Origin of the sequence: Rhizobium sp. 18055 (genome assembly GCF_902706285.1) — a bacterium.
Lineage (GTDB): Bacteria > Pseudomonadota > Alphaproteobacteria > Rhizobiales > Rhizobiaceae > Rhizobium.
Map to the genome: position 1 here is coordinate 479,021 of NZ_CACSKD010000002.1, position 22,770 is coordinate 501,790.

The following is a 22,770-nucleotide window of genomic DNA, read 5'->3' on the forward strand; positions in this document are numbered from 1 at the left end:
TGCCCGACTGGGTGTCGGGCAGTTCTGACCCGCTGTTGAGGTCGAGCGGTTAGATCGAGTAGACACCTTCGGTGTCTTTGCCGCCCAGGACTGGGAACAGGTCAGGGAATTCATCTTCGAGGTCGGCCAGCGTCGAAACCGGCATGCCGAAGGAGACAGCATCGTAGACGGTGACTGGATAGGCTTTGTTGAGATCGAGATCGCGGAGGAACATGACGTGGGTCTCCTGCCCCGCTCGCGGCGAGGTCACATGAGTTGATGTGTGAATGCGTATGACTGCGTAGGACCCGTTAGGGTCCTATTCGAAACTCGAGCGCTGGGGAGATGCGATCCATGGCGTGACTGCCTGGTTAGAGAACAACGGTAGCGTCGGTAGAAGGCAAGCGTGAGCGATCCCGCGTGGGATTTATATTCGGCTCAGCTTCTTCAAAACCTGACGCATAACGGTTATCCTCGTTTCAACCGGAACGCGGATTTCTCAACGCTTTCCCGGATAACGTGAACAAATAGCGAACGAGATCATCGGTTGCAAGTCCTTTTTGTGGACCTGCCCTCATTATTTTCGCCATAGGTCTGGTATCCGGTCTTCGCCGGTGTTTTGTTAACCTCTGCGGGTCATCCTGTAAGCCTCCTTATCCTTTGGAGAGTGGATCGGTCTTCGCGACGCTCAAATCATTCGGACTGGTCCACGACGGGTCGCCTCTGGCGGCCCGTTTTCGTTTTTACTCTCATGGTCGCTGCGGCTCCCACATTCGGGGGTGGGCCGTGCTCGGCGTTTTCGATGTCCCGAGGTTGCCGTGGCTTCGTTACGAAAAGGTGAATTAGTTAGGGTCCCCTAATATGCATGTGCGCGTCATGGGTGCATGATAGCGTCAACGCACAACCAGTCCCCCGTCGAGCCGGATTGCCAGCCAAGCTCCGGCGACGAATCGGATGGCCAGTTTCAGGGCACGGGATTTCCGGTGTCGCCTATCAGCCTTATGGAAAGCGAGTTCCGGATTTCTTGCGATTTATTCCAGCGACATTTTCTTAATGAAAAAATCATGGACCCCACTTGCCGGAGTCAAATTCGTTCTCTATATGTTCCCGAATGCAGAAAATCCTGACCCACTCATCGCGAATACGTTGACGCCGTGCGCCGAATGAATCGGCGCTGTGTCTGACGTCTTTGTATTGAGAGGGTCTCATGGGTATCAAGCATGACGCTGCAGCTATTGCTTTCGCACGTCGCCGCGCAGGCGGTCATCTCTTCGCTCCGAATTCCACGGTGAAGCTGCAAGGCAGGAAATTCTTCCGCTCGCAGACCGCCCGTGATCTCGCGTGCCTGTTCGATATGAACCACGCGATCTCGTCATGGGTCTGCATGCCCACCACGCTCCAGGTCAACGGCGCTCCTTATATCCCCGACTTCGCTGTATTCAACGACACCAATGATGTCACCCTTGTAGATGCCGGCGACCGATCCGATCCAGATGGCGAAGTCCAAGTCGCGTCCGAGAGATCGGGTTGGCGCTACAGGCTCTTCGACAGGGATGAAATCTACGACGGGTTCCGGCTTAGGAATGCCCGTGACCTCCTTCGCTACGGCGAATACACGACTCCGCTCGGCGACCGGGTGCGATTGCTCGCGGCGCTTGACGAGCACGGAACGCTGACCGTTGCAGACTCCTTGTCTGTATTCCGTGAGGGCAACCCGATGGCGGCTCTCGCCTCCATGGTATTGAACGATTTCGTTGAGATCGAACTCGATGACGCGCTGATCGGTCCTGAGACCACAGTCCGTCGGATAGCGTGACGGCAGCCCCGGCCCGCCGTCTTCCCTATCCATCGAGGCTATCCAATGCAGCAATATAAAGTCTTCAAGCTTGAGAACTCCGCTCGTTCGGTTCCCGACTTCATCGCCTATTGCGGACTGGCGTCGGCGCTTCGGCCATTCATCCGCCGAAAGTCGCGCCCGTTCGTCGCCGCCTTGATCCTTCCGCATTTGGACATGCTCAGCAGCTACACTCGCGCGGCCGACGAAATCCTCGGTCGCAAAAGAGGGTCGTATTCCTCCGATGAAGACCTCGAGGTCATCTTCCTCGATGAAAAGCTCAGCGGTCTCCCGGCGACTCTCGGTCGGCTGAAATCCGCGAAACGTGTGATCATGTTCCTCGCGAGCCCTGACCTCGTGACGAACGAGGTCAGTTTGGTGGCTGACATCGTGCGATCACTGCCGCAACCGACGGCGAGGCATGTCCGCAGGGCGGCATGGAAATTGAAGACGCCGATCGGCGAGCAGGATGCCGAGTTTCTCGTTGCCGAGCCTTGGTCTCGCATCAAGCTGGCGTTCCGTCGTCACCGTTCGGTCGAGCAAGCGATCCACAGACTGCGGTCCCATCGGCCTGCCCATCCAGTCGAACCGATGGAAGCTCCTGTGTCCGGACCGAGGCTCGAAGACCTCAGCGGCTACGGCGAAGCCAAGGATTGGGGTCTTGAACTCGCGCGCGACCTCGCCGACTGGCAGGCCGGCCGCATCCAGTGGGATGACGTGGATCGCGGCATCCTGCTCTCGGGTCCGCCGGGTTCCGGAAAGACCACGTTCGCCTCCGCCCTCGCCCAGACCTGCGGTGTCGATCTGGTTGTCGGCTCCGCTGCGAGCTGGCAGGCCAAGGGTCACATGGGCGACATGCTCAAGGCAATGCGCGGGGCCTTCGCACAAGCTCGGAGTCTTTCGCCGTGTGTTCTGTTCATCGATGAGATCGACGCATTCGGGGATAGAGAGCGCGCATCCGACCACAATTCGGACTATGTGCGGCAGGTCATCGCCGGACTTCTGGAATGCCTGGACGGCTCGGAGGAGCGGGATGGAGTCGTGATTGTGGGCGCATGCAATTTCCCGCAATTTCTCGACCCCGCTGTGACGCGGCCAGGAAGGCTCGATCGCCACATCCGAATCCCGCTCCCAGACGAGACGGATCGCGGCGCGATCTTCCGATGGCATCTCGGGGGCCAATTGCAAGACTTCGATCTGGCATCGGTGGTGGCGGCAAGCGATGGGCTGTCGGGCGCGGACATCGAGCAGATCGTCCGTGGAGCGCGAAGGGTAGCGCGACGAGGCACACGCGAGATGGCGTTGACCGATCTCGCCGATCTCCTGCCGAAGCCCCGTGCGCTCTCGTCCGCCACAAGGAGAGTGATCGCGATCCACGAGGCGGGACACGCGGTGATCGGCGTCTTGCTTTGCCCTACCGAGGTCGGCTCCGTTGCTGTCAGCGTAGCGGACAACAACGGAGCCCCTGTGCGCACGTTGGGCGCAGTGATGATGAAGCCGGCCTACGACGTTGCGAGAACGAGGTCTTTCTACTTTGATCGCATCGCCATTATGCTCGGCGGGATCGCGGCAGAGGAGGTTTGCCTGGGAGATCGGTCGGACGGCGCTGGCGGAATGGAAGGTTCCGATCTGGTGATGGCGACGGATATCGCGACCTGTATCGAGGGGCCGTGGGGAATGGGGCGAAGCTTCGTCTCCGAGATCGGGACGGACCCGCTTCGATTGTCGCGGCTGCGACGGAATAATCAGAACCTCGCCGATCGCGTCGACGCGCTCCTGTCGAACCAATTCGAGCGTACTCAGAGTCTTCTTATTGAACATCGAGATGCCGTCGAGGCGGTTGCCACCAGACTACTCCAGGTGGGGCATCTGACCGGCCCGCAGGTTTTGGCCATCGTGAGTGCGGCCGCAGGAAAGGAAGACGACACCATCTTGGCCGCCCCAAAAGTGACGGCGGTCGGCTAAGACGCCGAGCGCCGCGCGATTAACGAGTTCATTTAATCCGAAAGACCTCGCAGGCGTGAACGGGTCCCTCCGAGAGCGCCCCGAACTCGACGTTTGTCAGTGACAACGAATCAAAAAACCCCACCCGTGAGAAATCACCGGTGGGGTTTTCTTTAAGATACCTTTTACGTAGTAGCGAGGTTACGCCCTATTTGGATGACATTTTGTCATGCTACCGCGCTACAACATCAAAACATTTCATCGATTAATTTACCCGTTGAGCGGCTTTTTAGCCCTCTAGCGAGAAAACGCGCGCCTGATCTCGAATAAAACCCGAATCGCCCATCGGTTGCAGCTGAAAAAGGTAGTTTGCGAAATGGCAGACGTTTGTTGCGGACGTCATCAGACCTTCGAGAGCGACTGTTCGAGATCCGCGATGATGTCCTTCACATCCTCGATGCCGATCGAGAGACGCACGACATCGGGGCCGGCGCCGGCGGCGGTCTTCTGGTCGTCGGTCAGTTGGCGGTGGGTGGTCGAGGCCGGATGGATGACCAGCGAGCGGGTGTCGCCGATATTGGCCAGATGCGAAAACAGCTGCAGGCTTTCGACCAGCAACTTGCCGGCCTCGTAGCCGCCCTTGACGCCGAAGGTGAAGACGGACCCTGCCCCCTTTGGCGAATAGCGCTGCTGCAAAGCGTGGTTGGGGTCGTCGTCCAGGCCCGCGTAATTGACCCAGGCGATCTTGCTATGAGCCTTCAGCCATTTGGCGACGGTGGCGGCGTTTTCGCTGTGGCGCTGCATGCGCAGCGGCAGCGTCTCGATGCCGGTGAGGATCAGGAAGGCGTTGAAGGGCGAGATCGCCGGGCCGAGATCGCGCAGACCCAGAACGCGGCAGGCGATGGCGAAGGCGAAGTTGCCGAAGGTCGAGTGTAGCACGACGCCGTTATATTCCGGCCGCGGGCTCGATAGCATCGGGTATTTGCCGGACTTGGACCAATCGAAGGTACCGCCGTCGACGATGATGCCGCCCATCGAGTTGCCGTGGCCGCCGAGGAACTTGGTCAGCGAGTGGACGACGATGTCGGCGCCGTGCTCGATCGGCCGGATCAGATAGGGGCTTGCCATGGTGTTGTCGACGATCAGCGGCAGGCCGTGCTTGTGGGCGACATCGGCGATCGCCGCGATATCGACGAAGGTGCCGCCGGGATTGGCGAGGCTCTCGATGAAGATGGCACGGGTATTCTCGTCGATCTGGCTTTCGAAGCTCGCGGGATCGCCGGCATCGCCCCAGCGGACCTGCCAGTTGAAATTATCGAAGGCATTGCCGAACTGGTTGATCGAGCCGCCGTAGAGCTGCCTCGCGGCCACGAAATTCGCTCCCGGGCGCATGATCGTGTGGAAGACGATCATCTGGGCGGCATGACCGGAAGCAACCGCGAGCGCTGCCGTGCCGCCTTCGAGCGCAGCAACGCGCTCTTCGAGCACGGCCTGCGTCGGGTTCATGATGCGGGTATAGATATTGCCGAACTGCTGCAGGCCGAACAGGGCGGCGGCATGGTCGGCATCGTTGAAAACGTAGGCCGTGGTCTGGTAGATCGGCGTGGCGCGGGCGCCGGTCGCCGGATCAGGCTTTGCGCCAGCGTGCACGGCCAAAGTATTGAAACCCGGATCATTCGCAGTCATGAGGTCCTCCCGTTCTGATTTGAAGTTTATGGCGGGGAGCATAACCGACGACCGGCAAAAGTTAATCGCCAAACTGTTTCAACCAAGACGCGTTTGGAGAAAAATTTGCCCCTCTTCAGGCAACAAGGCGCGGATATTCGATGGCCGGGCAGCGGTCCATCACCACCTTGATGCCACCGGCTTCGGCTCTGGCGGCCGCAGCGTCGTCGCGAACGCCGAGCTGCGCCCATATCACCTTCGGGCGCGGGTTCATCGCCAGCGCCTCGTCCACGACTTCGGGCAGATGGGCCGAGGCGCGGAAGACGTCGATCATGTCGACCGGCACCGGGACGTCGGAAAGATGACCGAATACGTCCTGCCCCTGTATCCGCTTGCCGACCTGGCCGGGATTGACGGGGATCACGTGGTATCCGCGCGATAGCAGATAGCCCATAACGCCGTTGCTTGGCCTCGCCGGATTTGGCGATGCGCCCGTCAGCGCAATGGTCTTCACCGATTGCAAGATATCGAGGATATAATCGTCACCATAGTGATCGTGATCCATGTCACCTTCTTTCCCGATTGCGCCATGACTGTTTCGAATTGTTTGAAACCAATGGCCCTTCTGGTCGTATATAGGCATGAGCAATGCCGAAGGAGGGTATCGCCGTGAGAAAAATGCTTGTCTTTGTCGCTGCACTCCTGGCAGCGTCGCCGGCCCTGGCAATTTCCCGATACAATTCGCAGACGATCAGCTGCGACAAGGCGCGAGCCGCCATCCACAACGAAGGCGCAGTCATCCTGCGCTATCCCTCGCCCCGCGTCCGCGGCATGACGCTGTTCGACCGTTACGTGCGCAACAGCCGGCAATGCGACGGCAATGAATATGCGGAATGGACCACCATTCCCACCAAGGACAACCCCAAGTGCAGGGTTCTCAATTGCCAAAACATAGACAACCTGGACGGGATGCTTTTCGTGCCCGATAATTCGCTGTAATCGAGATATCGATCGGGTTCACGCGGTTGAGTGAATGCCGCTGAAGCACGCCCTCAGCTCACGCAGCGGACGGCGGTTGGCCGGTCGCGACTGCGCTGCGGCGCACAAAAACACTAGCGTATGCGGAAGAACAACAGCATGTTCACTGTATATCCTGTTTATGTCCCCATTTGTTCATAGGCATGTTAGAAACAGCTCATAGTTGAATGAGGAAATTCGATTTAAAACTTCCGGCCTATATTCATGTTTTCCCCGCAAGGTCGAAATCGTCTGAAAGTTGCAAAATCGATTAAGCAGCATCGCATTGCGTGGCGCAACTCCAATGCCGCTGATATTGCATTTCTCCAGCGACGGCGTAACAAGCTTGCTGACGTTCCCTCCCTACACCGTCAGGTAGTTCTTTTGTCCATCACCGTCATCCTGCTGGTCCTTTTCGGCGCGCTTCTGCACGCAACCTGGAACGCGCTCATCAAGGCCGGAACGGACAAGTCGCTCGATGCGAGCCTGATTGCGGCGGGTGGGGCGATCACCGCGTTGCCGTTTCTGCCATTCATGCCATTCCCGGACTCGGCATCCCTGCCCTACATCGCGGCATCGGCCATCCTGCAGTTCATCTATTTCCAGCTGGTCGCCGGCGCCTATCGGGCGGGCGATATCGGCCTTGTCTATCCGCTGATGCGGGGCTGCGCGCCGCTGCTGGTGGCGGCGACAAGCGGCTTCATTCTGAACGAGACACTGTCGGGTGGCGCACTTCTCGGAACCATGACGATCTGCGGGGGCATCCTGACGCTCGCCTTCGAGGCCAAGCGCGGCAGCGGGCATGCCATTCGCCTGGCGCTCGCCAATGCCGTTGTCATTGCCACCTACACCTATGTCGATGGGATCGGTGCGCGTATATCAGGCAATTCGGTGTCCTATACGCTGTGGATGGCGCAGATGCCGCCGGTCTTGTTGCTCAGCTGGGCGATCTCGCGGCGTGGTCTCTATGCCGTCGCCATGCATGTGAAGGTCAACTGGTGGCGCGGATTGATCGGTGGTGCCGGCTCGATCGGCTCCTACGGGCTGGCGTTGTGGGCGATGACCAAGGCACCGGTCGCGACGGTCGCGGCGCTGCGCGAGACGTCGATCCTGTTTGCACTGATCATCTCGGTGGTATTCCTGAAGGAGAAGGCCAGCCCCTGGCGCTATCTCGCCGGCGTGATTATCGCGCTCGGCGGATTGATGCTGAAGCTGGCGTAGCCGGCTTATTTAAAGCCAAACTGGTTGCCCAATAGCTCAAAGAGCTGCCTTGCCGCCTCCTCATCTAGCTGAATGGTTTGACTTAGCTTTCCGTGCTCCTGACGGCTGTTCCTTCCGTAAGTTGATATCTGTACGAGACGGCGTCCATCGTATTCATGCGTAAATATCTTGGCGTCTATCGGGTCATGCAGTTGAAACCGCTGCATGGATGCTAGTTCAAACTTAGTAATTCGAGCCATTGATTACTCCCGTGTCCAATCCGGCATGCGCTTGTCGAGGAAGGCACCGATCCCCTCTTCGGCGTCAGTGGTCATGATGCTGTCGACCATCACCTCGGCGGCGTAGCTATAGGCATCCTCCAGCGGCATTTCGACCTGGCGATAGAAGGCTTCCTTGCCGATCCTGAGTGCCATCGGCGATTTGCTTGCGATGACGGCGGCGTATTTGGTGACGACCTGCGTCAGGTACTGCTTCGGCACGATGCGGTTGACCAGGCCGAAATCCTTGGCGGTCGAGGCGTCGATGGTCTCACCGGTCAAGAGCATCTCCATTGCCTGCTTGCGGTGTGCGGCGCGGGTGATCGCCACCATCGGCGTGGCGCAGAACAGACCGATATTGACACCCGGCGTGCAGAAGGTCGCGGTATCGGTGCAGATGGCGAGATCGCAGGAGGCCACGAGCTGGCAACCGGCCGCGGTCGCAAGGCCGTCGATCTCGGCGATGACGGGCTTTGGCAGACGGGTGATTTCCATCATCAGATCGGCTGCCAGCGCAAACGTCTCCTCGAAGAAGGCCTCGCCGTCATCGGCATCGGCGCGATGGCCGGTCAGTTCCTTGAGATCATGGCCGGCGGAGAAGACGTCGCCGGTGGAGGCGATGATGACGACGCGAACCGCCTCGTCCTCGGCTGCATTCTGCAACTCACCCATCAGGGTTTCCAGCATCGCGGTCGAGAGCAGGTTGGCGGGCGGGTTGTTCAGCGTCAGCCGCAAGATGCCATCGGCAAGCTGGCGCAGGACGAGCGAGCCGCCATGGGCTTTGCTGGCATCGGTGCGAAAGGATAGGACTTCGGCCATGGTCTAACTCCTGCATGTCTATTTCGTGCTATCAGTTCTGCCACAACAGATCAGCAATTTCGAGGAGAAGCGATGCAGCCGGTGATGACGATCGACGAGGTCCACCGGTTTCTGGAGACCGACTTCCCGCAGATCCATACCGATGGCCGCGTGATGACCGTGACCGACATCTCATCCGGACATGTCTCGATGCGGCTCGACCCCACCGATCGACATTTGCGGCCCGGCGGCACTGTCTCCGGCCCTGCCCTGTTTGCGCTGGCGGACGTCACCGCCTATGTGGCCGTGATCGTCCATATCGGCCCAGTGGCGCTTGCCGTCACCACCAGTCTCAACATCAATTTCCTGCGCCTGCCGCAGCTCAAGCCAACGACCTGCACCTGCAGGATTCTGAAGCTGGGCAAGCGTCTTGCGGTCATCGAGGCGGCGATTTTCCAGGACGACCCGGATGCGTTGGTGGCGCACGCAACGGCCACTTACTCGATTCCACCACGATAAATTTGAGGTATCAAAATACCACACAATTAAGCTGTTGATTTTGCTTGATTGTTTTTGCGGTGAGCCCGTTCGCCATTATTGACGCTCCAGGCCTTAGCCTCTATACACACCTCCAGAACGCAGCCCTTACCGGCTGCTTTCTTTTTGGTGTGCCTTCGGGCTGCCAATTCAAGCAACAAGAAACGCCCTTTCGCCTTCGGGCCAAGGGATCCAAAAGAGAGTAACTACTATGGCAACCTTCTCCCAGAAGCCTGCAGAGGTGGAGAAGAAGTGGATCATCATCGACGCCGAAGGGCTTGTCGTTGGTCGTCTCGCTTCTGTTATCGCTATGCGTCTGCGTGGCAAGCACAAGGCTACCTTCACGCCTCACGTTGACGACGGCGACAATGTCATCGTTATCAATGCTGACAAGGTCGTATTCACCGGCAAGAAGTATTCCGACAAGGTTTACTACTGGCACACCGGTTTTGCCGGCGGCATCAAGGAACGTACTGCTCGCCAGATCATCGAAGGCCGCTTCCCGGAGCGCGTTCTCGAGAAGGCTGTTGAGCGCATGGTTCCCCGTGGCCCGCTCGGTCGTCGCCAGATGAAGAACCTGCGTGTTTACACCGGTTCCAACCATCCTCATGAAGCACAGCAGCCTGTCGTTTTCGACGTCGCCAAGCTGAACAAAAAGAACGTAAGGAGCGCCTAATGGCTGACCTCTCCTCCCTGAAGGATCTCGGCACGGCTTCGGAAGCTTCCGCTCCGGTTCACGTCCGCAAGGTCGATTCGCTTGGCCGTTCCTACGCGACCGGCAAGCGCAAGAACGCTGTTGCCCGCGTATGGGTCAAGCCGGGCTCCGGCAAGATCGTCGTCAACGGCAAGGAAATGGCGGAATACTTCGCACGTCCGGTTCTGCAGATGATTCTGCGCCAGCCGATCGTTGCTGCTGCCCGCGAAGGCCAGTTCGACATCATCGCTACCGTTGCCGGTGGCGGTCTTTCCGGCCAGGCCGGTGCTGTTCGTCACGGCGTTTCCAAGGCTCTCACCTACTTCGAACCAGGCCTGCGCCCAGTTCTGAAGAAGGGTGGCTTCCTGACCCGCGACAGCCGCGTTGTTGAACGTAAGAAGTACGGTAAGGCCAAGGCCCGCCGTTCGTTCCAGTTCTCCAAGCGTTAATCGCTTCGGACTACGGACTTTGGAGAGGCCGGGCTTTTGCCCGGCCTTTTCTTTTGGGGAATTGGCATAGTTACTCACTCCTGTTGCGCAGCGTAGATATCCTGCGACCGCCGACAAGAGGAGACGATGATGACCAAGCTTGCACTCTACGTCGAACTCAAAGCCAGATCCGGTAAAGAAGACGACGTTGCAGAATTCCTGAAGAGCGCCCAGTCGCTGGTGGCGGCAGAACCTGAGACCATCGTCTGGTTTGCGGTGCGTTTCGATCGCAACACCTTCGCAATCTTCGATGCCTTCGACAATGATGCCGGCCGGCAGGCTCATCTTAACGGCAAGGTGGCAGCTGCCTTGATGGCTCGTGCCGACGAGCTGTTCGAGACACCGCCGCAGATCAAGATGCCCGAGGTGCTGGCAGATCGCCTGCCCGGCTAGCATCGACAGCCGATGTGGCCGGTTCTAATGTACCGGCCTTGCTTCCATCTCCGAGGAGACACTCTTGGCGAACAAGTCGATCGACCATGCCTTCACGGCAACCAGCCTGACCTCCGCCGCATCAGATCCCACCTTCGCCGGCGCACTATCCTTCATGCGCCGCCGCTTCACCAAGGATCTGACCGGTGCCGATGCGGTGGTCTGGGGCATCCCCTTCGATGCCGCCACCTCCAACCGGCCGGGCACGCGCTTCGGGCCGCAGGCGATCCGGCGCGCATCCGCGATCTTCGACAATGACCCGCAATATCCGTTCAATCGCGACCTGTTCGCCGAGATGGCGGTGATCGATTACGGCGACTGCCTGCTCGATTACGGCAACCACCAGGAAACGCCAGAGGCGATCGAGCGGCAGGCGAAAGCGATCATCGACAGCGGCGCCTTCATGCTGACGCTCGGCGGCGATCACTACGTCACCTGGCCGATCCTCAAGGCGCATGCCGAAAAGCACGGGCCGCTGGCGCTGGTGCAATTCGACGCGCATCAGGACACGTGGTTCGATGACAACAGGCGGATCGACCACGGCTCCTTCGTGGCACGCGCCGCACGCGATGGGATCATCGACCCCGATCGTTCCATCCAGATCGGCATCCGCACGCATGCGCCTGATGATTTCGGCATCAACATTCTCTATGGCCACCAGGTCGAGGACATGACGGCGGCCGAGATCGCCTCGACGATCATCTCGCACACGCGTGGGGCGCCCGCCTACCTCACATTCGACATCGACTGCCTCGACCCTGCCTATGCGCCCGGCACCGGCACGCCGGTTTCGGGTGGTCCGTCGAGCGCGAAAATCCTCTCGGTGCTGCAGCGGCTGCATCAGCTCGATATCCGCGGCGCCGACGTCGTCGAGGTATCGCCTGCCTATGACCATGCCGATATCACCGCCATTGCCGGGGCGACGGTCGCAATGTATATGCTGGGGCTGCATGCCGAGCGACGCGCGACAGCGTCGCACGGCTGACTTATCCATCTCGCAAAATGATTCCGGACTTCTTTCTAACCTATTGAAAGTGTGAGCAAGACAATGGCACCGAAGATCTTCATCGATGGCGAACACGGCACAACGGGCTTGCAGATCCGCACGCGCATGGCCGGCCGCCGCGACGTCGAGCTTCTGTCCATTCCGGAAGCCGAGCGGCGCAATGCGACGATCCGCGAGGACATGCTGAACAGCGCCGACATCGCCATCCTCTGCCTGCCCGACGATGCGTCGAAGGAAGCCGTGCAGATGGTGTCGGCCAACAACAATGTCCGCGTGATCGACACCTCGACAGCCTACCGCGTCGATCCTTCCTGGGCATACGGTTTTGCGGAAATGGACAAGGAACAGGCCGACAAGATCAAGTCGGCGCGCTTCGTCGCCAATCCGGGCTGCTATCCGACCGGCGCCATCGGGCTGATCCGGCCTCTGCGCGCTGCCGGCCTGCTGCCGGACGGCTATCCGATCACGGTCAACGCCGTTTCCGGCTACACCGGCGGCGGCAAGCAGATGATTGCGCAGATCGAGGACCAGAGCCGCGACGACGCGATCAGCTCCCCACACTTCCTCTATGGCCTGCCGCTGACCCACAAGCATGTGCCCGAAATGAAGATCCACGGCCTGCTCGACCGCGCGCCGATCTTCTCGCCATCGGTCGGCAAGTTCGCACAGGGGATGATCGTGCAGGTACCGCTCCACCTCGACGATCTCCCGTCCGGCGCTACGATGGAGAGCCTTCATGCTGCACTGACGGCGCATTATGCCGGGCAGGACATCGTCACCGTCGTTCCGCTCGCAGATAGCAGCAAGCTTGGCCGCATCGACGCCGTCGAACTGGCCGGCAAGGACACGATGAAGCTGTTCGTCTTCGGCACGCCTGGCGCATCGCAGGTCAATCTCGTCGCCCTGCTCGACAATCTCGGCAAGGGCGCCTCGGGTGCCGCCGTGCAGAACATGGACCTGATGCTCGCCTCGTAATCCTTGGGTCCTGCTAAGGCCGAGGCCCAGGCGAGGAACAGCGAGAACGGGAAACCTGCGGCGGCGATGAATGTCGCGGTCGATGCCATGTCGGCGAATTTGAATGCCAGCGCCATGATGAAGACCGCAGCGAAGATCAGCCTCTGCTGCAAGGGCGGATCAACAGGTGCCTTGCCGACATGGCCGCTTATTTTCTGCCGTGACGACCAGTTGTCCGGCCCAGGCCCTGCGGAGCGGTGTGGCTCAGACCGTTGGCAGGCGACAAGGGAAAGTGGCCGCTCCGGCTGACACTTTGATTCAACGGCCTCGTAAATTGAGTCCGAAAGCCGCGCCAAGTCGCTGATCTCAGAGTGAATCTTGGCGCCGGGCACCATTGCTGTGGTGCGTTGCCTTTATGCAATCTCTATTTCTTTCGGAAATGCTCCGAATGGATTTCATACGCTCTTCGGCGGTAGCGTGTGCCTATCCTACAGAGGCAAACGCCATGAGAGACTTCCTGTTTTCCAACCTTCACACCGGGCGTCAGAAGCGCCCGGCCCTCAAGCGGCAAATCCGCGAACGAAGAACCGCACAGGCGCTGACCGTCTTCGGTCTGGTGCTGGCCGCCGTCGAACTCTACGTGATCTTCGGCGGCTTCTGAGGCGATGATGCGCGAGCAACCACATCTGCCGCCAGGGCCGGTGATCACCGCGCTGGTCACGCCATTTCGCAATGGCGCCGTTGATCTGCCGACACTGGAGCGGTTCGCTGAGCGCCAGATCCGTTCGGGCATCGACGGCCTTGCCGTCTGCACAGTAACGGGCGAAGGCCCGACACTCTCACCGATCGAGCGCGCGGCGGTGATCGGCACCTGCGTTCGCGCCTCTGCCGGCCGCGTGGCCGTGATCGCCGCGACCGGCACAAACGCCACCGCAAGCACGATCGCTCTCACCCGACAGGCAGAGGAGCTCGGCGCCATGGCAGCGCTGGTGACGGTGCCATACTATTCCAAGCCCGGACAAAAGGGGATTATCCACCATTTCGAGGAGGTCGCCGCTGCGACCGGTCTGCCGTTGCTGATCGAAGATAACCCTTCCCGCTGCGCCAGCGGCCTCACATTGGAGAGCATCGAGATGCTGTCCGCCATTCCATCGATCATCGGCATCGCCGGAACGGGGACAGGCACCGGGCCACACGCTGCTTGCGCACATCTGCAACAGCGCCTGCTGTTTCTCGCAGGCGATGACCAGACCGCGACCGCCGCCCTCACCGGCGGTGCCGACGGCGTCATCTCCAGCGGTGCAAACGTCCACCCTCACCTGTTTGCCTCGCTTCATCGATCGGCACGCAACGGCGATACCGCCGCAACGCTGGCGCTTGGGGACCGTTTGTATCCGCTGATCGATGCCCTGGCAGGCAACCCAACCGCGATCAAATACGCACTGCATATGCTGCTGGGCACAAATGCAGACGTTCGTCTGCCGATGGTCGCATTTGAACCTTTTGAGCGAGCAGCGCTGTCTGCTGCCCTTACCGGTATTTCCGACATCAGCGCCGTCGTACGGGCGACCTGACGTCCTCAACCTTTGCCATTACCGGACGCTGACACCCCAAACACAACCCGAAAGGAAAGACCATGCCCTCTCTTCAACCGCGCAACCGAACCGCGCGCGCCAACCAAGAGCCTTCGCCGCGCTTTACGATCGGTCGCAACAAGGCGGGGCGCTGGGTCGTTCAGGATCGCGATGGGCGGGTTGGCGGGATTTTCATCAGCGAGCATGCGGCGGTCCACTTCGCAGCCGATGAGTGCGACCACGATGCTGCCCAGATCGTCATCTCCGGCGACGGCACGGTGCTGCCCTTTGCACCGCTCGACAGCAGCACCAACGTCCATTAATGGGATATTGGTCCACCCAGACGGGAGCTGCCACCGGGCGCTCCCGCAGGCGTGGCAAACGGTTCCTTAACTGGCGTTTCGTATGATCGGCACATAGACACCCGAGTAAAACCCGATGCCGAAACCGAATTTCCGCTTTACCCACTACGATCTCAAGGAACAGCGCGCCGGAACGGTGATCGAGGTAGCGCTCAACGCCGTTGCCAACGTGCGGCTGATGACAGCGCCGAACTTCCAGCGCTTCACCGAGGTTCTCGATTTCAAGTATGCCGGCGGCGTTGCGCGCAAATCGCCGATACGCATCCCGGTGCCCGAGAGCGGCCATTGGCATCTGGTCGTCGATATGGAAGGCCATCACGGGCTGGCGGAGTCTTCGGTCAAGATCATCGCTGCTCCTGCCGGGCAGAAGCGGGCGTCCTGATCAGCGCGGATTGCGCTCTTTCCTGAGCTTCGACCACCAGTCCAGCCGCTTGCGGATATCGCGCTCGAAGCCGCGCTCGGGTGGATCGTAAAACGTCTGGCGGCCCATCTTTTCCGGAAAATAATCCTGGCCTGAAAAGGCGTCCGGCTCGTCGTGGTCGTAGCGATAGCCTTCGTTGTAGCCCTCGTCCTTCATCAGTTTGGTCGGGGCGTTGAGGATGTGCTTGGGCGGCAGCAGCGAGCCATTCTGCTTGGCAGCCATGGTGGCGGCCTTGAAGGCGGTGTAGACGGCGTTCGATTTCGGAGCCGTCGCGAGATAGACGCAGGCCTGCGCCAGCGCCAGCTCCCCCTCGGGCGAGCCGAGATAGTCGTAGGCATCCTTGGCGGCGTTGCAGATCACCAGCGCCTGCGGATCGGCGAGGCCGATATCCTCCACCGCCATGCGCACCAACCGTCGGCCGAGATAAAGCGGGTCTTCGCCGGCATCGAACATCCGGCAAAGATAATAAAGCGCTGCATCAGGATCAGACCCCCGGACAGACTTGTGCAAGGCAGAGATCAGATTGTAGTGGCCATCCTGGGCCTTGTCATAGACAGGCGCCCGGCGCTGGACGATGCGGGTCAGTCCCTCTGTGTCGAATATCTCGTCCTTGCGGGCGGCGCGCCAGACCTCTTCGGCCAGCGTCAAAACCGCGCGACCGTCGCCATCGGCCATCCGCAGCAGGCTGATCCTTGCCTCCGGCGTCAGCGGCAGTTGCTTCTCCTCGATCGCCTCGGCGCGCGTCAGCAATTCGGCCAGGCTCTGGTCGTCATGCGACTTGAAGGTCAGCACCCGGGCGCGTGACAGAAGAGCGGCGTTGAGTTCGAAGGACGGGTTTTCGGTGGTGGCGCCGACGAGGATGACGGTGCCGTCCTCCATAACAGGCAGGAAGCTGTCCTGCTGGGCACGGTTGAAGCGATGGATCTCGTCGACGAAGAGCAGCGTCTGGCGGCCGTCCATTCGGCGCAGGCGGGCGGATTCGAAGACCTTCTTCAGATCGGCGACCCCGGAGAAGATCGCGGAGATCTGTTCGAATGCGAGACCCGCCTCGCCCGAGAGCAGGCGGGCCACGGTGGTCTTGCCGGTGCCGGGAGGGCCCCAGAAAATCATCGATCCCAACGAGCCGCTTTCGATCATCCGCCGCAGAACACCATCCGCACCGGTCAGGTGATCCTGTCCGGTGACTTCAGCGACGGTCTGCGGGCGGAGCCGATCGGCAAGCGGCCGCCTGTTGGCGACCCCTTCCGGTATACGCGGCGCGAAGAGATCGTTGCTCATCGGAAGAACTGCCGAATGCGCTGGCCGTCGCGCTCGATCTCGACGCGCCAGAAGCTCGGGTCCTTGGCAGCCATGGCGGCCAGCTCCTTGGTGGTCTTCACCTCGGCGCCATTGACCGAGACGATGATATCCTTGGGCTGGAAGCCGAGCTGGGCGGCAATCGAGCCGTCCTTGAGTTCGGCGACCACGACGCCGGTGCTTTCGCTGGTCATGCGCAACTCGTCGGCGACGCGCGGCGACAGGTTCTCGATCACGGCGCCGGTGAAGGGCGAGCGCCCGTCGATGGTGCGCTGATCGCGCGGTGTCGTCTCAGGCGCCTTGCCGAGCGTGATGCTCAGGTGCTCTTCCTTGCCATTGTCGATGACGGCGAGATCGACAGCCTTGCCGAGGCCAGCCGTGGTCAGACGGTAGAGCAGCGCGTCGGGATGTTCGACCGACACGCCATCCACGGCAGTGATGACCTCACCGGCCTTGAGGCCCGCTTTTGCTGCGGGGCCATCCTCGGTCACCTTGACAACGATAGCGCCACGGGCCTTGCCGAGACCAAGCGCATCGGCAACATCCGATGTCACGGCGTCGAAGGTGGCGCCGACATAGGGGCGCTCGAAGGTTTTTACGCCCGCGTCTGCGGCTGCGAGGAAGACCTTGACGAGATTGGCGGGGATGGCGAAGCCGATACCGTTGGAACCACCGCCGCGCGAAAAGATTGCGGTGTTGATGCCGATCAGCTCGCCCTTCATGTTCATCAGCGCGCCGCCGGAGTTGCCGGGGTTGATCGAGGCGTCGGTCTGGATGAAGAAGCCGAACTCGTTCTTGACGACCTGGTTGCGGGCGAGCGCCGAGACGATGCCTGATGTGACCGTCTGGCCGACGCCGAAGGGGTTGCCGATGGCAAGCACGAGGTCGCCGACTTCGACGGCATCCGAATTACCGATCGGGAGCGCCGGAAAGGTCTCCTTGGTATCGACCCTCAGCACGGCGAGATCGAGGCGATCGTCCTTGAGGACGACCTTGCAAGGGAATTCGCGGCCATCCGACAGCGCGATCTTGATGTCGTCGGCACCCTCGATGACATGGTTGTTGGTGACGATCGTGCCGTTGGCTTCGATGATAACACCGGAGCCGAGCGAGGACTGTTTCTCGGTGCGGTTCGGCATCTGCTGGCCGAAGAATTGCTCGAAGAAAGGATCGCCGGCAAAGGGCGACTGACGGCGGATGGTCTTTTCGGCGTAGACGTTGACCACCGCACCCGCGGTCTGCTTGACCAGCGGCGCAAAGGACAGCTGCATTTCCATCTGGCTCTGCGGCACGGTCTTGGAACTTTGTGCATTCGCATTGATCGGCAGTGCAAGCACCAGAGCGAGCAGCGGCAGTGAAGCGCGCTTCAACAGGTCGTGCATGAGAATCCCTTCTGAAACAATATTGAGAGAGTGTTGTAGTGCCGGACGCTAGAAAGGAAAGAGGGCAGAAGCATGGACGGACGAGACGGCTCACGCGATGCTGAAGACACTTGCCAAACTGAGTCAGGAACGACAGGCATGCAACTGATATCAAAGGCCAAACGCTTGATAAAATCACTAAAGCGCGACGTGGTGGCGCTGTGGCTGGCCGCCCGCGACAAACGGGTGCCGTGGTACGCCAAGGCAGTCGCCGGTGGCGTCGCCGCCTATGCGCTTTCGCCTGTCGATCTGATCCCGGATTTCATTCCCGTGCTCGGCTATCTCGACGACCTGATCATCGTGCCTCTCGGTATCATGCTGGCCGTCAGTCTTATTCCGGCGCCGCTGATGGCCGAGCTGCGCCTGGCTGCGGCCAAACGGCTGAAACGCCCGTCCAGCCGCACCGGACTGGTCTTCGTCCTTGCCATCTGGCTTTGCTGCATCATCTTCGTCGCTACAGCGCTCACGAGAGCCGGCTAGATCGAACAGGAACGAATGCATGACGCGATACAGCAAGCCCCTTCTCTTCACCGCCACAGCCTTCCTGCTTGCAACCGCAGGCATCGGCCATGCAGCGAGCTTCGACTGCGAGGCCAAGGAGCTGAAGCCGGACGAGAAGGCAATCTGCGACAACCGCTCGCTGAACGATGCCGACGTGAAGATGGTGACCACCTTCGATCTGCTCTCCGGGCTGCTGGCCATGGGCTCGCGCGGCACGATGCAGGACGAGCAGACGGCCTGGCTGAAAAAGCGCCAGGAATGTTCGGCAGATGTCGCCTGCATCCAGGCAGCCTATGACGCACGGCTGAAGCAACTGGCCGAGAGCTACAAAAACATAAACCGGCCGCTTTGAGGCGACCGGTTCATTGAACAACTAGGTTTCAATCAGCAGCGCGTGCTGTTCAGTGATCCCCGAGATCGCGGACAGCGCCGCGGTCAGCACTTGTGGCGAAGGCCGCGTAGGCCTTCAGCGCCTTGGTGACGTTGCGTTTGCGGTGTTCGGCCGGATGCCAGCCCTTGGCGTCCTGTTCGGCGCGGCGGGTTGCCAGTTCCTGATCGTCGACGCGCAGGCTGATCGTGCGGTTCGGGATGTCGATGTCGATCATGTCGCCTTCGCGCACCAGACCGATGGTTCCGCCATTGGCCGCTTCCGGCGAGGCGTGGCCGATCGAGAGGCCCGAGGTGCCGCCGGAGAAGCGGCCATCGGTGATCAGTGCGCAGGCCTTGCCGAGGCCCTTCGACTTCAGGTAGCTGGTCGGATAGAGCATTTCCTGCATGCCGGGGCCGCCCTTCGGGCCTTCGTAGCGGATGACGACGACGTCGCCGGCGACCACCTGGTTCGACAGGATCGCCTTGACGGATGCGTCCTGGCTTTCGAACACCTTGGCAGGGCCGGAGAACTTCAGGATCGATTCATCGACGCCAGCCGTTTTCACGATGCAGCCGTCGAGCGCCAGATTGCCCTTCAAAACAGCGAGACCGCCATCCTTGGAGAATGGATGCTGGGCATCGCGGATGACGCCGTTTTCGCGGTCGAGATCGAGTTCTTCCCAGCGCGAGCTCTGGCTGAAGGCCACCTGCGTCGGGACGCCACCGGGAGCGGCGCTGAACAGGTCGAAGGCTGCCTGGTTGTCGGTGACGGCCACGTCCCACTGGGCGAGCGCGTCGCGCATCGTGGGGGCGTGTACGGTCGGCAAGTCGACGTTCAGCAGGCCGGCGCGGTCGAGTTCGCCGAGAATGGCCATGATGCCGCCGGCGCGGTGGACGTCTTCCATGTGAACGTCGGACTTGGCAGGTGCCACCTTCGACAGGCAGGGAACGCGACGCGACAGACGATCGATGTCGTCCATGGTGAAATCGATCTCGCCCTCATGGGCTGCCGCCAGAATGTGGAGCACCGTGTTGGTCGAGCCACCCATGGCAATATCGAGCGCCATGGCGTTTTCGAAGGCGCCCTTGCTGGCGATGGTGCGCGGCAAAGCCGTTTCATCGTCCTGCTCGTAGTAGCGCTTGGCCAAGGCCACGACGCGACGGCCGGCTTCGAGGAAGAGTTCCTTGCGATCCGAATGGGTGGCGAGCGTGGAGCCGTTTCCGGGTAGCGACAGGCCGAGCGCTTCGGTCAGACAGTTCATCGAGTTGGCGGTGAACATGCCGGAGCAGGAACCGCAGGTCGGGCAGGCAGAGCGCTCGATGATGGCGACGTCCTCGTCGCTGATCTTGTCGTCAGCGGCGGCAACCATGGCATCGACGAGGTCAAGCGAGACCTTCTTGCCGTGCATGACCACCTTGCCGGCTTCCATCGGGCCACCGGAGACGAAGACCGTCGGAATGTTGAGGCGCAGCGAGGCCATCAGCATGCCGGGGGTGATCTTGTCGCAGTTGGAGATGCAGACCATGGCATCGGCGCAATGGGCATTGACCATGTATTCGACGCTATCGGCGATCAGCTCGCGCGAAGGCAGCGAGTAGAGCATGCCGTCATGGCCCATGGCGATGCCGTCATCGACAGCGATGGTGTTGAACTCCTTGGCAACACCGCCGGCCGCTTCGATCTCGCGGGCGACGAGCTGGCCGAGGTCCTTCAGGTGGACGTGACCGGGCACGAACTGGGTGAAGGAATTCACCACCGCGATAATCGGCTTGCCGAAGTCCGAATCCTTCATGCCCGTGGCGCGCCAAAGGCCGCGTGCGCCTGCCATGTTGCGGCCGTGGGTGGTGGTTCTGGAACGATAAGCTGGCATGGGTGTATTCCTCAACCTGTCGGAAATCATTGGCGATGCGTGGCGCAAACCGTGTTGGACATGCCTGCTGGCCGGCAATCGCTGCTTTTTGGAATTGTCCTAATCCAAACGGCATCTACTGTCACTACCGGGAAGGCCGAAACGGGTACGCCCCTGCTCTCACCGACCCATCGAGCCTATACGAACGCAGCAGGGACTTTGTTACCGGCTATTCCATCAAGTCAGTACACGAAAAGTTGGCTTTTCGCAGGTAGATTGCAAGGCATAGACAGTGATCCAAATACGCTGCCAATGCGTTGTAGTTTCATACCGAGCGATCCCGCTCAGGAGGTTCCGGATGCCAAGCTATCGCCCACCGAAAATTGCTTCTTCGGAAATCACGCCACGCCAGGTCTACATGGGGCGGCGGGAATTCCTCGGAACTGCAGCGCTCGGCGCCATGGCGCTCTACGGCGCCGGTAAAGCCAGTGCCGCTGCGCTCACCGCTGTCGAGAGCAAATATACCGTCGATGACAAGTTGACGCCACTGAAGGACGTGACGAGTTATAATAATTTCTACGAGTTCGGCCTCGACAAGGCAGATCCGGCGGCCCTCTCCGGCGACTTCAAGCCGATGCCGTGGACGATCAAGGTCGATGGCATGGTCAACAAGCCCGGCACCTTCGATCTGGAGGCGCTGATGAAGGAATTCCCGATCGAAAGCCGGACCTATCGCATGCGTTGCGTCGAGGCGTGGTCAATGGTGATCCCCTGGGAAGGCTTTCCCCTGGCGTCCCTGCTGAGCAAGGCCGAGCCGCTCGGTAGCGCCAAGTACGTCGCTTTCGAGACCGTCGTGCGCCCGGAAGAGATGCCGGGACAGAAGGGTATCTTCCAGTCGCTCGAGTGGCCTTATGTCGAGGGCCTTCGGATCGATGAAGCCAACCATCCGCTGGCGCTGCTGGCCGTTGGACTGTATGGCGAAACGCTGCCGAACCAGAACGGCGCGCCGATACGGCTGGTCGTTCCGTGGAAATACGGGTTCAAGGGTATCAAGTCGATCGTCCGCATCACTCTGACCGACAAGGAGCCGAAGAACACCTGGCAGGTGACAAACCCGCAGGAATACGGCTTCTACGCCAACGTCAATCCGGCCGTCGATCATCCGCGCTGGAGCCAGGCAACCGAGCGCCGGATCGGCGAAAGCGGTTTCTTCGGCGCCAGCCGTCATCCGACGCTCCCCTTCAATGGCTATGCCGACGAGGTGGCAAGCCTTTATACCGGCATGGACCTGAAGGCGAACTTCTGATGGCGATACCGTCCTTCAGCCTGCCGAAGCGCTGGCAGCCGGCGTCCGTCTGGCTGCTCTATGTCGTCGGCCTTGCGCCTGCAGCCTGGTATTTCTACCTCGGCGCCACCGGTGGGCTCGGCGCCGATCCAGTGAAGACCTTCGAGCTGTTCCTCGGGCTCTGGGCGATCCGCTTCCTGATCCTGACGCTGGCCGTCAGCCCAGCGCGTGATCTGCTCGGCTGGAACTACCTGCGCTATCGACGCGCGCTCGGGCTTCTCTGTTTCTACTACGTGGCGATGCATTTCGCGGTCTATATGGTGCTTGACCAGGCACTCGACGTCGCTGCGGTGGTGGACGACGTGCTGAAGCGGCCTTTCATCATGTTCGGCATGGCCGGGCTGGTCTTGCTGGTGCCGCTGACGGTAACGTCGAACAATCTGTCGATCCGCAAGATGGGATCGAAGTGGATCTGGCTGCACAAGCTCGTCTACATCGTTGCCGCCTGCGGCGCGGTGCATTTCGCGCTTTCGACGAAGCTGCTGGATCTCGAGCAGTATATCTATGTCGGGCTGCTGATCCTGATGATCCTTTACCGCTCGTATCGGCCGATTGCGCGAAGCAGGAAGCGCAGCCAGGAACGTCGAGGCAGCGGGACGCGTACCGCGGGGGCTGCGGGCTGATCCGTTACCGCTACTCCGCCTGATGTCGTCAGCGGCGTCTATTGCGGTTGGCGCCTTCGGTAAGATGGCCCGCTGCTGCTTTCGGTGGCGCCGTTGAGCGCGCAGCTCGCTCGACTCCAGCTATTCAATCAAACAGGTCAATGACCGAAGCGGTCATCTTAATGGCCTACCCCACAAACGAA

The 22,770-nt window shown here is 60.6% G+C and carries 26 protein-coding genes and 1 pseudogene; 18 read left to right on the plus strand and 9 right to left on the minus strand.

The window, feature by feature from the left end; all coding sequences use genetic code 11:
* Positions 1-49: 49 nt before the first annotated feature.
* A complete protein-coding gene (locus GVL52_RS05835) occupies positions 50-214 on the minus strand; it encodes a hypothetical protein (RefSeq protein ID WP_160004765.1) in 165 nt (54 codons plus the stop codon).
* Positions 215-1,186: 972 nt separating this feature from the next.
* Between GVL52_RS05835 and GVL52_RS05840 the strand changes: the two genes are divergently transcribed.
* Together GVL52_RS05840 and GVL52_RS05845 are read left to right on the plus strand one after the other, a co-directional pair.
* Positions 1,187-1,795 (plus strand): hypothetical protein, encoded by a 609-nt coding sequence (locus GVL52_RS05840; RefSeq protein WP_160004766.1) that lies wholly within the window; start codon positions 1,187-1,189, stop codon positions 1,793-1,795.
* Positions 1,796-1,840: 45 nt separating this feature from the next.
* The gene (locus GVL52_RS05845; RefSeq protein ID WP_160004767.1) at positions 1,841-3,778 is read left to right on the plus strand and encodes an AAA family ATPase; all 1,938 of its coding nucleotides are present in this window, start codon (positions 1,841-1,843) and stop codon (positions 3,776-3,778) included.
* Positions 3,779-4,159: 381 nt separating this feature from the next.
* Here GVL52_RS05845 and GVL52_RS05850 read toward each other — a convergent pair whose 3' ends face one another.
* Positions 4,160-5,443 (minus strand): O-acetylhomoserine aminocarboxypropyltransferase, encoded by a 1,284-nt coding sequence (locus tag GVL52_RS05850; RefSeq protein ID WP_160004768.1) that lies wholly within the window; start codon positions 5,441-5,443, stop codon positions 4,160-4,162.
* A gap of 115 nt (positions 5,444-5,558) precedes the next feature.
* Positions 5,559-5,987, minus strand: coding sequence for a CoA-binding protein (locus tag GVL52_RS05855; protein WP_160004769.1), 429 nt, complete (start codon positions 5,985-5,987; stop codon positions 5,559-5,561).
* Positions 5,988-6,091: 104 nt separating this feature from the next.
* Between GVL52_RS05855 and GVL52_RS05860 the strand changes: the two genes are divergently transcribed.
* Positions 6,092-6,421, plus strand: a complete 330-nt coding sequence (locus tag GVL52_RS05860; RefSeq protein ID WP_160004770.1) for a hypothetical protein — start codon at positions 6,092-6,094, stop codon at positions 6,419-6,421.
* Positions 6,422-6,823: 402 nt separating this feature from the next.
* The gene (locus GVL52_RS05865; protein ID WP_160004771.1) at positions 6,824-7,660 is read left to right on the plus strand and encodes a DMT family transporter; all 837 of its coding nucleotides are present in this window, start codon (positions 6,824-6,826) and stop codon (positions 7,658-7,660) included.
* Positions 7,661-7,665: 5 nt separating this feature from the next.
* Here the strand turns inward: GVL52_RS05865 and GVL52_RS05870 are convergent, their stop codons facing one another.
* Both GVL52_RS05870 and GVL52_RS05875 read right to left on the minus strand, forming a co-directional pair.
* On the minus strand, positions 7,666-7,899 hold the full coding sequence (locus tag GVL52_RS05870) for a methionyl-tRNA formyltransferase (protein WP_160004772.1): 234 nt from the start codon (positions 7,897-7,899) through the stop codon (positions 7,666-7,668).
* A 3-nt stretch (positions 7,900-7,902) separates the two neighbouring features.
* Entirely contained in the window at positions 7,903-8,736 is an 834-nt protein-coding gene (locus GVL52_RS05875; protein ID WP_160004773.1) for an enoyl-CoA hydratase, read from the minus strand.
* Between the two features lie 72 nt (positions 8,737-8,808).
* On the opposite strand from GVL52_RS05875, the gene GVL52_RS05880 reads away from it, so the two are divergent.
* The 6 genes from GVL52_RS05880 to argC all read left to right on the plus strand — a co-directional run bounded on the left by GVL52_RS05880 (position 8,809) and on the right by argC (position 12,847).
* Entirely contained in the window at positions 8,809-9,234 is a 426-nt protein-coding gene (locus tag GVL52_RS05880; RefSeq protein WP_160004774.1) for a PaaI family thioesterase, read from the plus strand.
* Positions 9,235-9,463: 229 nt separating this feature from the next.
* The gene (gene rplM, locus GVL52_RS05885) at positions 9,464-9,928 is read left to right on the plus strand and encodes a 50S ribosomal protein L13 (protein WP_160004775.1); all 465 of its coding nucleotides are present in this window, start codon (positions 9,464-9,466) and stop codon (positions 9,926-9,928) included.
* Entirely contained in the window at positions 9,928-10,395 is a 468-nt protein-coding gene (gene rpsI, locus GVL52_RS05890) for a 30S ribosomal protein S9 (RefSeq protein WP_160004777.1), read from the plus strand. The genes rplM and rpsI overlap by 1 nt, the downstream gene beginning before the upstream one ends.
* 129 nt (positions 10,396-10,524) lie before the next feature.
* Positions 10,525-10,827, plus strand: coding sequence for a putative quinol monooxygenase (locus tag GVL52_RS05895; protein ID WP_160004779.1), 303 nt, complete (start codon positions 10,525-10,527; stop codon positions 10,825-10,827).
* Between the two features lie 64 nt (positions 10,828-10,891).
* Complete coding sequence (speB, locus tag GVL52_RS05900) at positions 10,892-11,851, plus strand: agmatinase (protein ID WP_160004781.1); 960 nt, start codon at positions 10,892-10,894, stop codon at positions 11,849-11,851.
* Between the two features lie 63 nt (positions 11,852-11,914).
* Entirely contained in the window at positions 11,915-12,847 is a 933-nt protein-coding gene (gene argC, locus GVL52_RS05905) for an N-acetyl-gamma-glutamyl-phosphate reductase (protein WP_160004783.1), read from the plus strand.
* A 14-nt stretch (positions 12,848-12,861) separates the two neighbouring features.
* Here the strand turns inward: argC and GVL52_RS30785 are convergent.
* Positions 12,862-12,963: pseudogene (locus GVL52_RS30785) on the minus strand (DoxX family protein); the annotation flags it as partial.
* Positions 12,964-13,331: 368 nt separating this feature from the next.
* On the opposite strand from GVL52_RS30785, the gene GVL52_RS05910 reads away from it, so the two are divergent.
* The 4 genes from GVL52_RS05910 to GVL52_RS05925 all read left to right on the plus strand — a co-directional run bounded on the left by GVL52_RS05910 (position 13,332) and on the right by GVL52_RS05925 (position 15,144).
* A complete protein-coding gene (locus GVL52_RS05910) occupies positions 13,332-13,487 on the plus strand; it encodes a hypothetical protein (RefSeq protein WP_160004785.1) in 156 nt (51 codons plus the stop codon).
* A 7-nt stretch (positions 13,488-13,494) separates the two neighbouring features.
* Positions 13,495-14,400, plus strand: coding sequence for a 4-hydroxy-tetrahydrodipicolinate synthase (gene dapA / locus GVL52_RS05915; protein WP_160004787.1), 906 nt, complete (start codon positions 13,495-13,497; stop codon positions 14,398-14,400).
* 62 nt (positions 14,401-14,462) lie between these two features.
* Complete coding sequence (locus GVL52_RS05920) at positions 14,463-14,723, plus strand: hypothetical protein (protein ID WP_160004789.1); 261 nt, start codon at positions 14,463-14,465, stop codon at positions 14,721-14,723.
* 115 nt (positions 14,724-14,838) lie between these two features.
* Entirely contained in the window at positions 14,839-15,144 is a 306-nt protein-coding gene (locus tag GVL52_RS05925; RefSeq protein WP_160004791.1) for a DUF1883 domain-containing protein, read from the plus strand.
* On the opposite strand, the gene GVL52_RS05930 is transcribed toward GVL52_RS05925, so the two are convergent.
* Positions 15,145-16,461 carry a replication-associated recombination protein A gene (locus GVL52_RS05930; protein WP_160004793.1) on the minus strand — a complete coding sequence of 439 codons (1,317 nt, stop codon included), beginning with the start codon at positions 16,459-16,461 and terminating at the stop codon, positions 15,145-15,147.
* On the minus strand, positions 16,458-17,861 hold the full coding sequence (locus GVL52_RS05935) for a DegQ family serine endoprotease (RefSeq protein WP_160004795.1): 1,404 nt from the start codon (positions 17,859-17,861) through the stop codon (positions 16,458-16,460). The genes GVL52_RS05930 and GVL52_RS05935 overlap by 4 nt, the downstream gene beginning before the upstream one ends.
* 138 nt (positions 17,862-17,999) lie before the next feature.
* On the opposite strand from GVL52_RS05935, the gene GVL52_RS05940 reads away from it, so the two are divergent.
* Together GVL52_RS05940 and GVL52_RS05945 are read left to right on the plus strand one after the other, a co-directional pair.
* Positions 18,000-18,380 (plus strand): YkvA family protein, encoded by a 381-nt coding sequence (locus GVL52_RS05940; protein ID WP_160004797.1) that lies wholly within the window; start codon positions 18,000-18,002, stop codon positions 18,378-18,380.
* A 19-nt stretch (positions 18,381-18,399) separates the two neighbouring features.
* Positions 18,400-18,753: a lysozyme inhibitor LprI family protein gene (locus tag GVL52_RS05945; RefSeq protein ID WP_160004799.1), complete on the plus strand. Its 354-nt coding sequence runs from the start codon at positions 18,400-18,402 to the stop codon at positions 18,751-18,753.
* Positions 18,754-18,802: 49 nt separating this feature from the next.
* Here GVL52_RS05945 and ilvD read toward each other — a convergent pair whose 3' ends face one another.
* A complete protein-coding gene (ilvD, locus tag GVL52_RS05950) occupies positions 18,803-20,641 on the minus strand; it encodes a dihydroxy-acid dehydratase (RefSeq protein ID WP_160004801.1) in 1,839 nt (612 codons plus the stop codon).
* A 337-nt stretch (positions 20,642-20,978) separates the two neighbouring features.
* Here ilvD and msrP point away from each other — a divergent pair, with 337 nt between their 5' ends.
* Positions 20,979-21,926 carry a protein-methionine-sulfoxide reductase catalytic subunit MsrP gene (gene msrP / locus GVL52_RS05955; protein WP_160004803.1) on the plus strand — a complete coding sequence of 316 codons (948 nt, stop codon included), beginning with the start codon at positions 20,979-20,981 and terminating at the stop codon, positions 21,924-21,926.
* Positions 21,926-22,588 (plus strand): protein-methionine-sulfoxide reductase heme-binding subunit MsrQ, encoded by a 663-nt coding sequence (gene msrQ / locus GVL52_RS05960; RefSeq protein WP_160004805.1) that lies wholly within the window; start codon positions 21,926-21,928, stop codon positions 22,586-22,588. Before msrP ends, msrQ begins: the two co-directional genes overlap by 1 nt.
* Positions 22,589-22,770 lie beyond the last annotated feature (182 nt).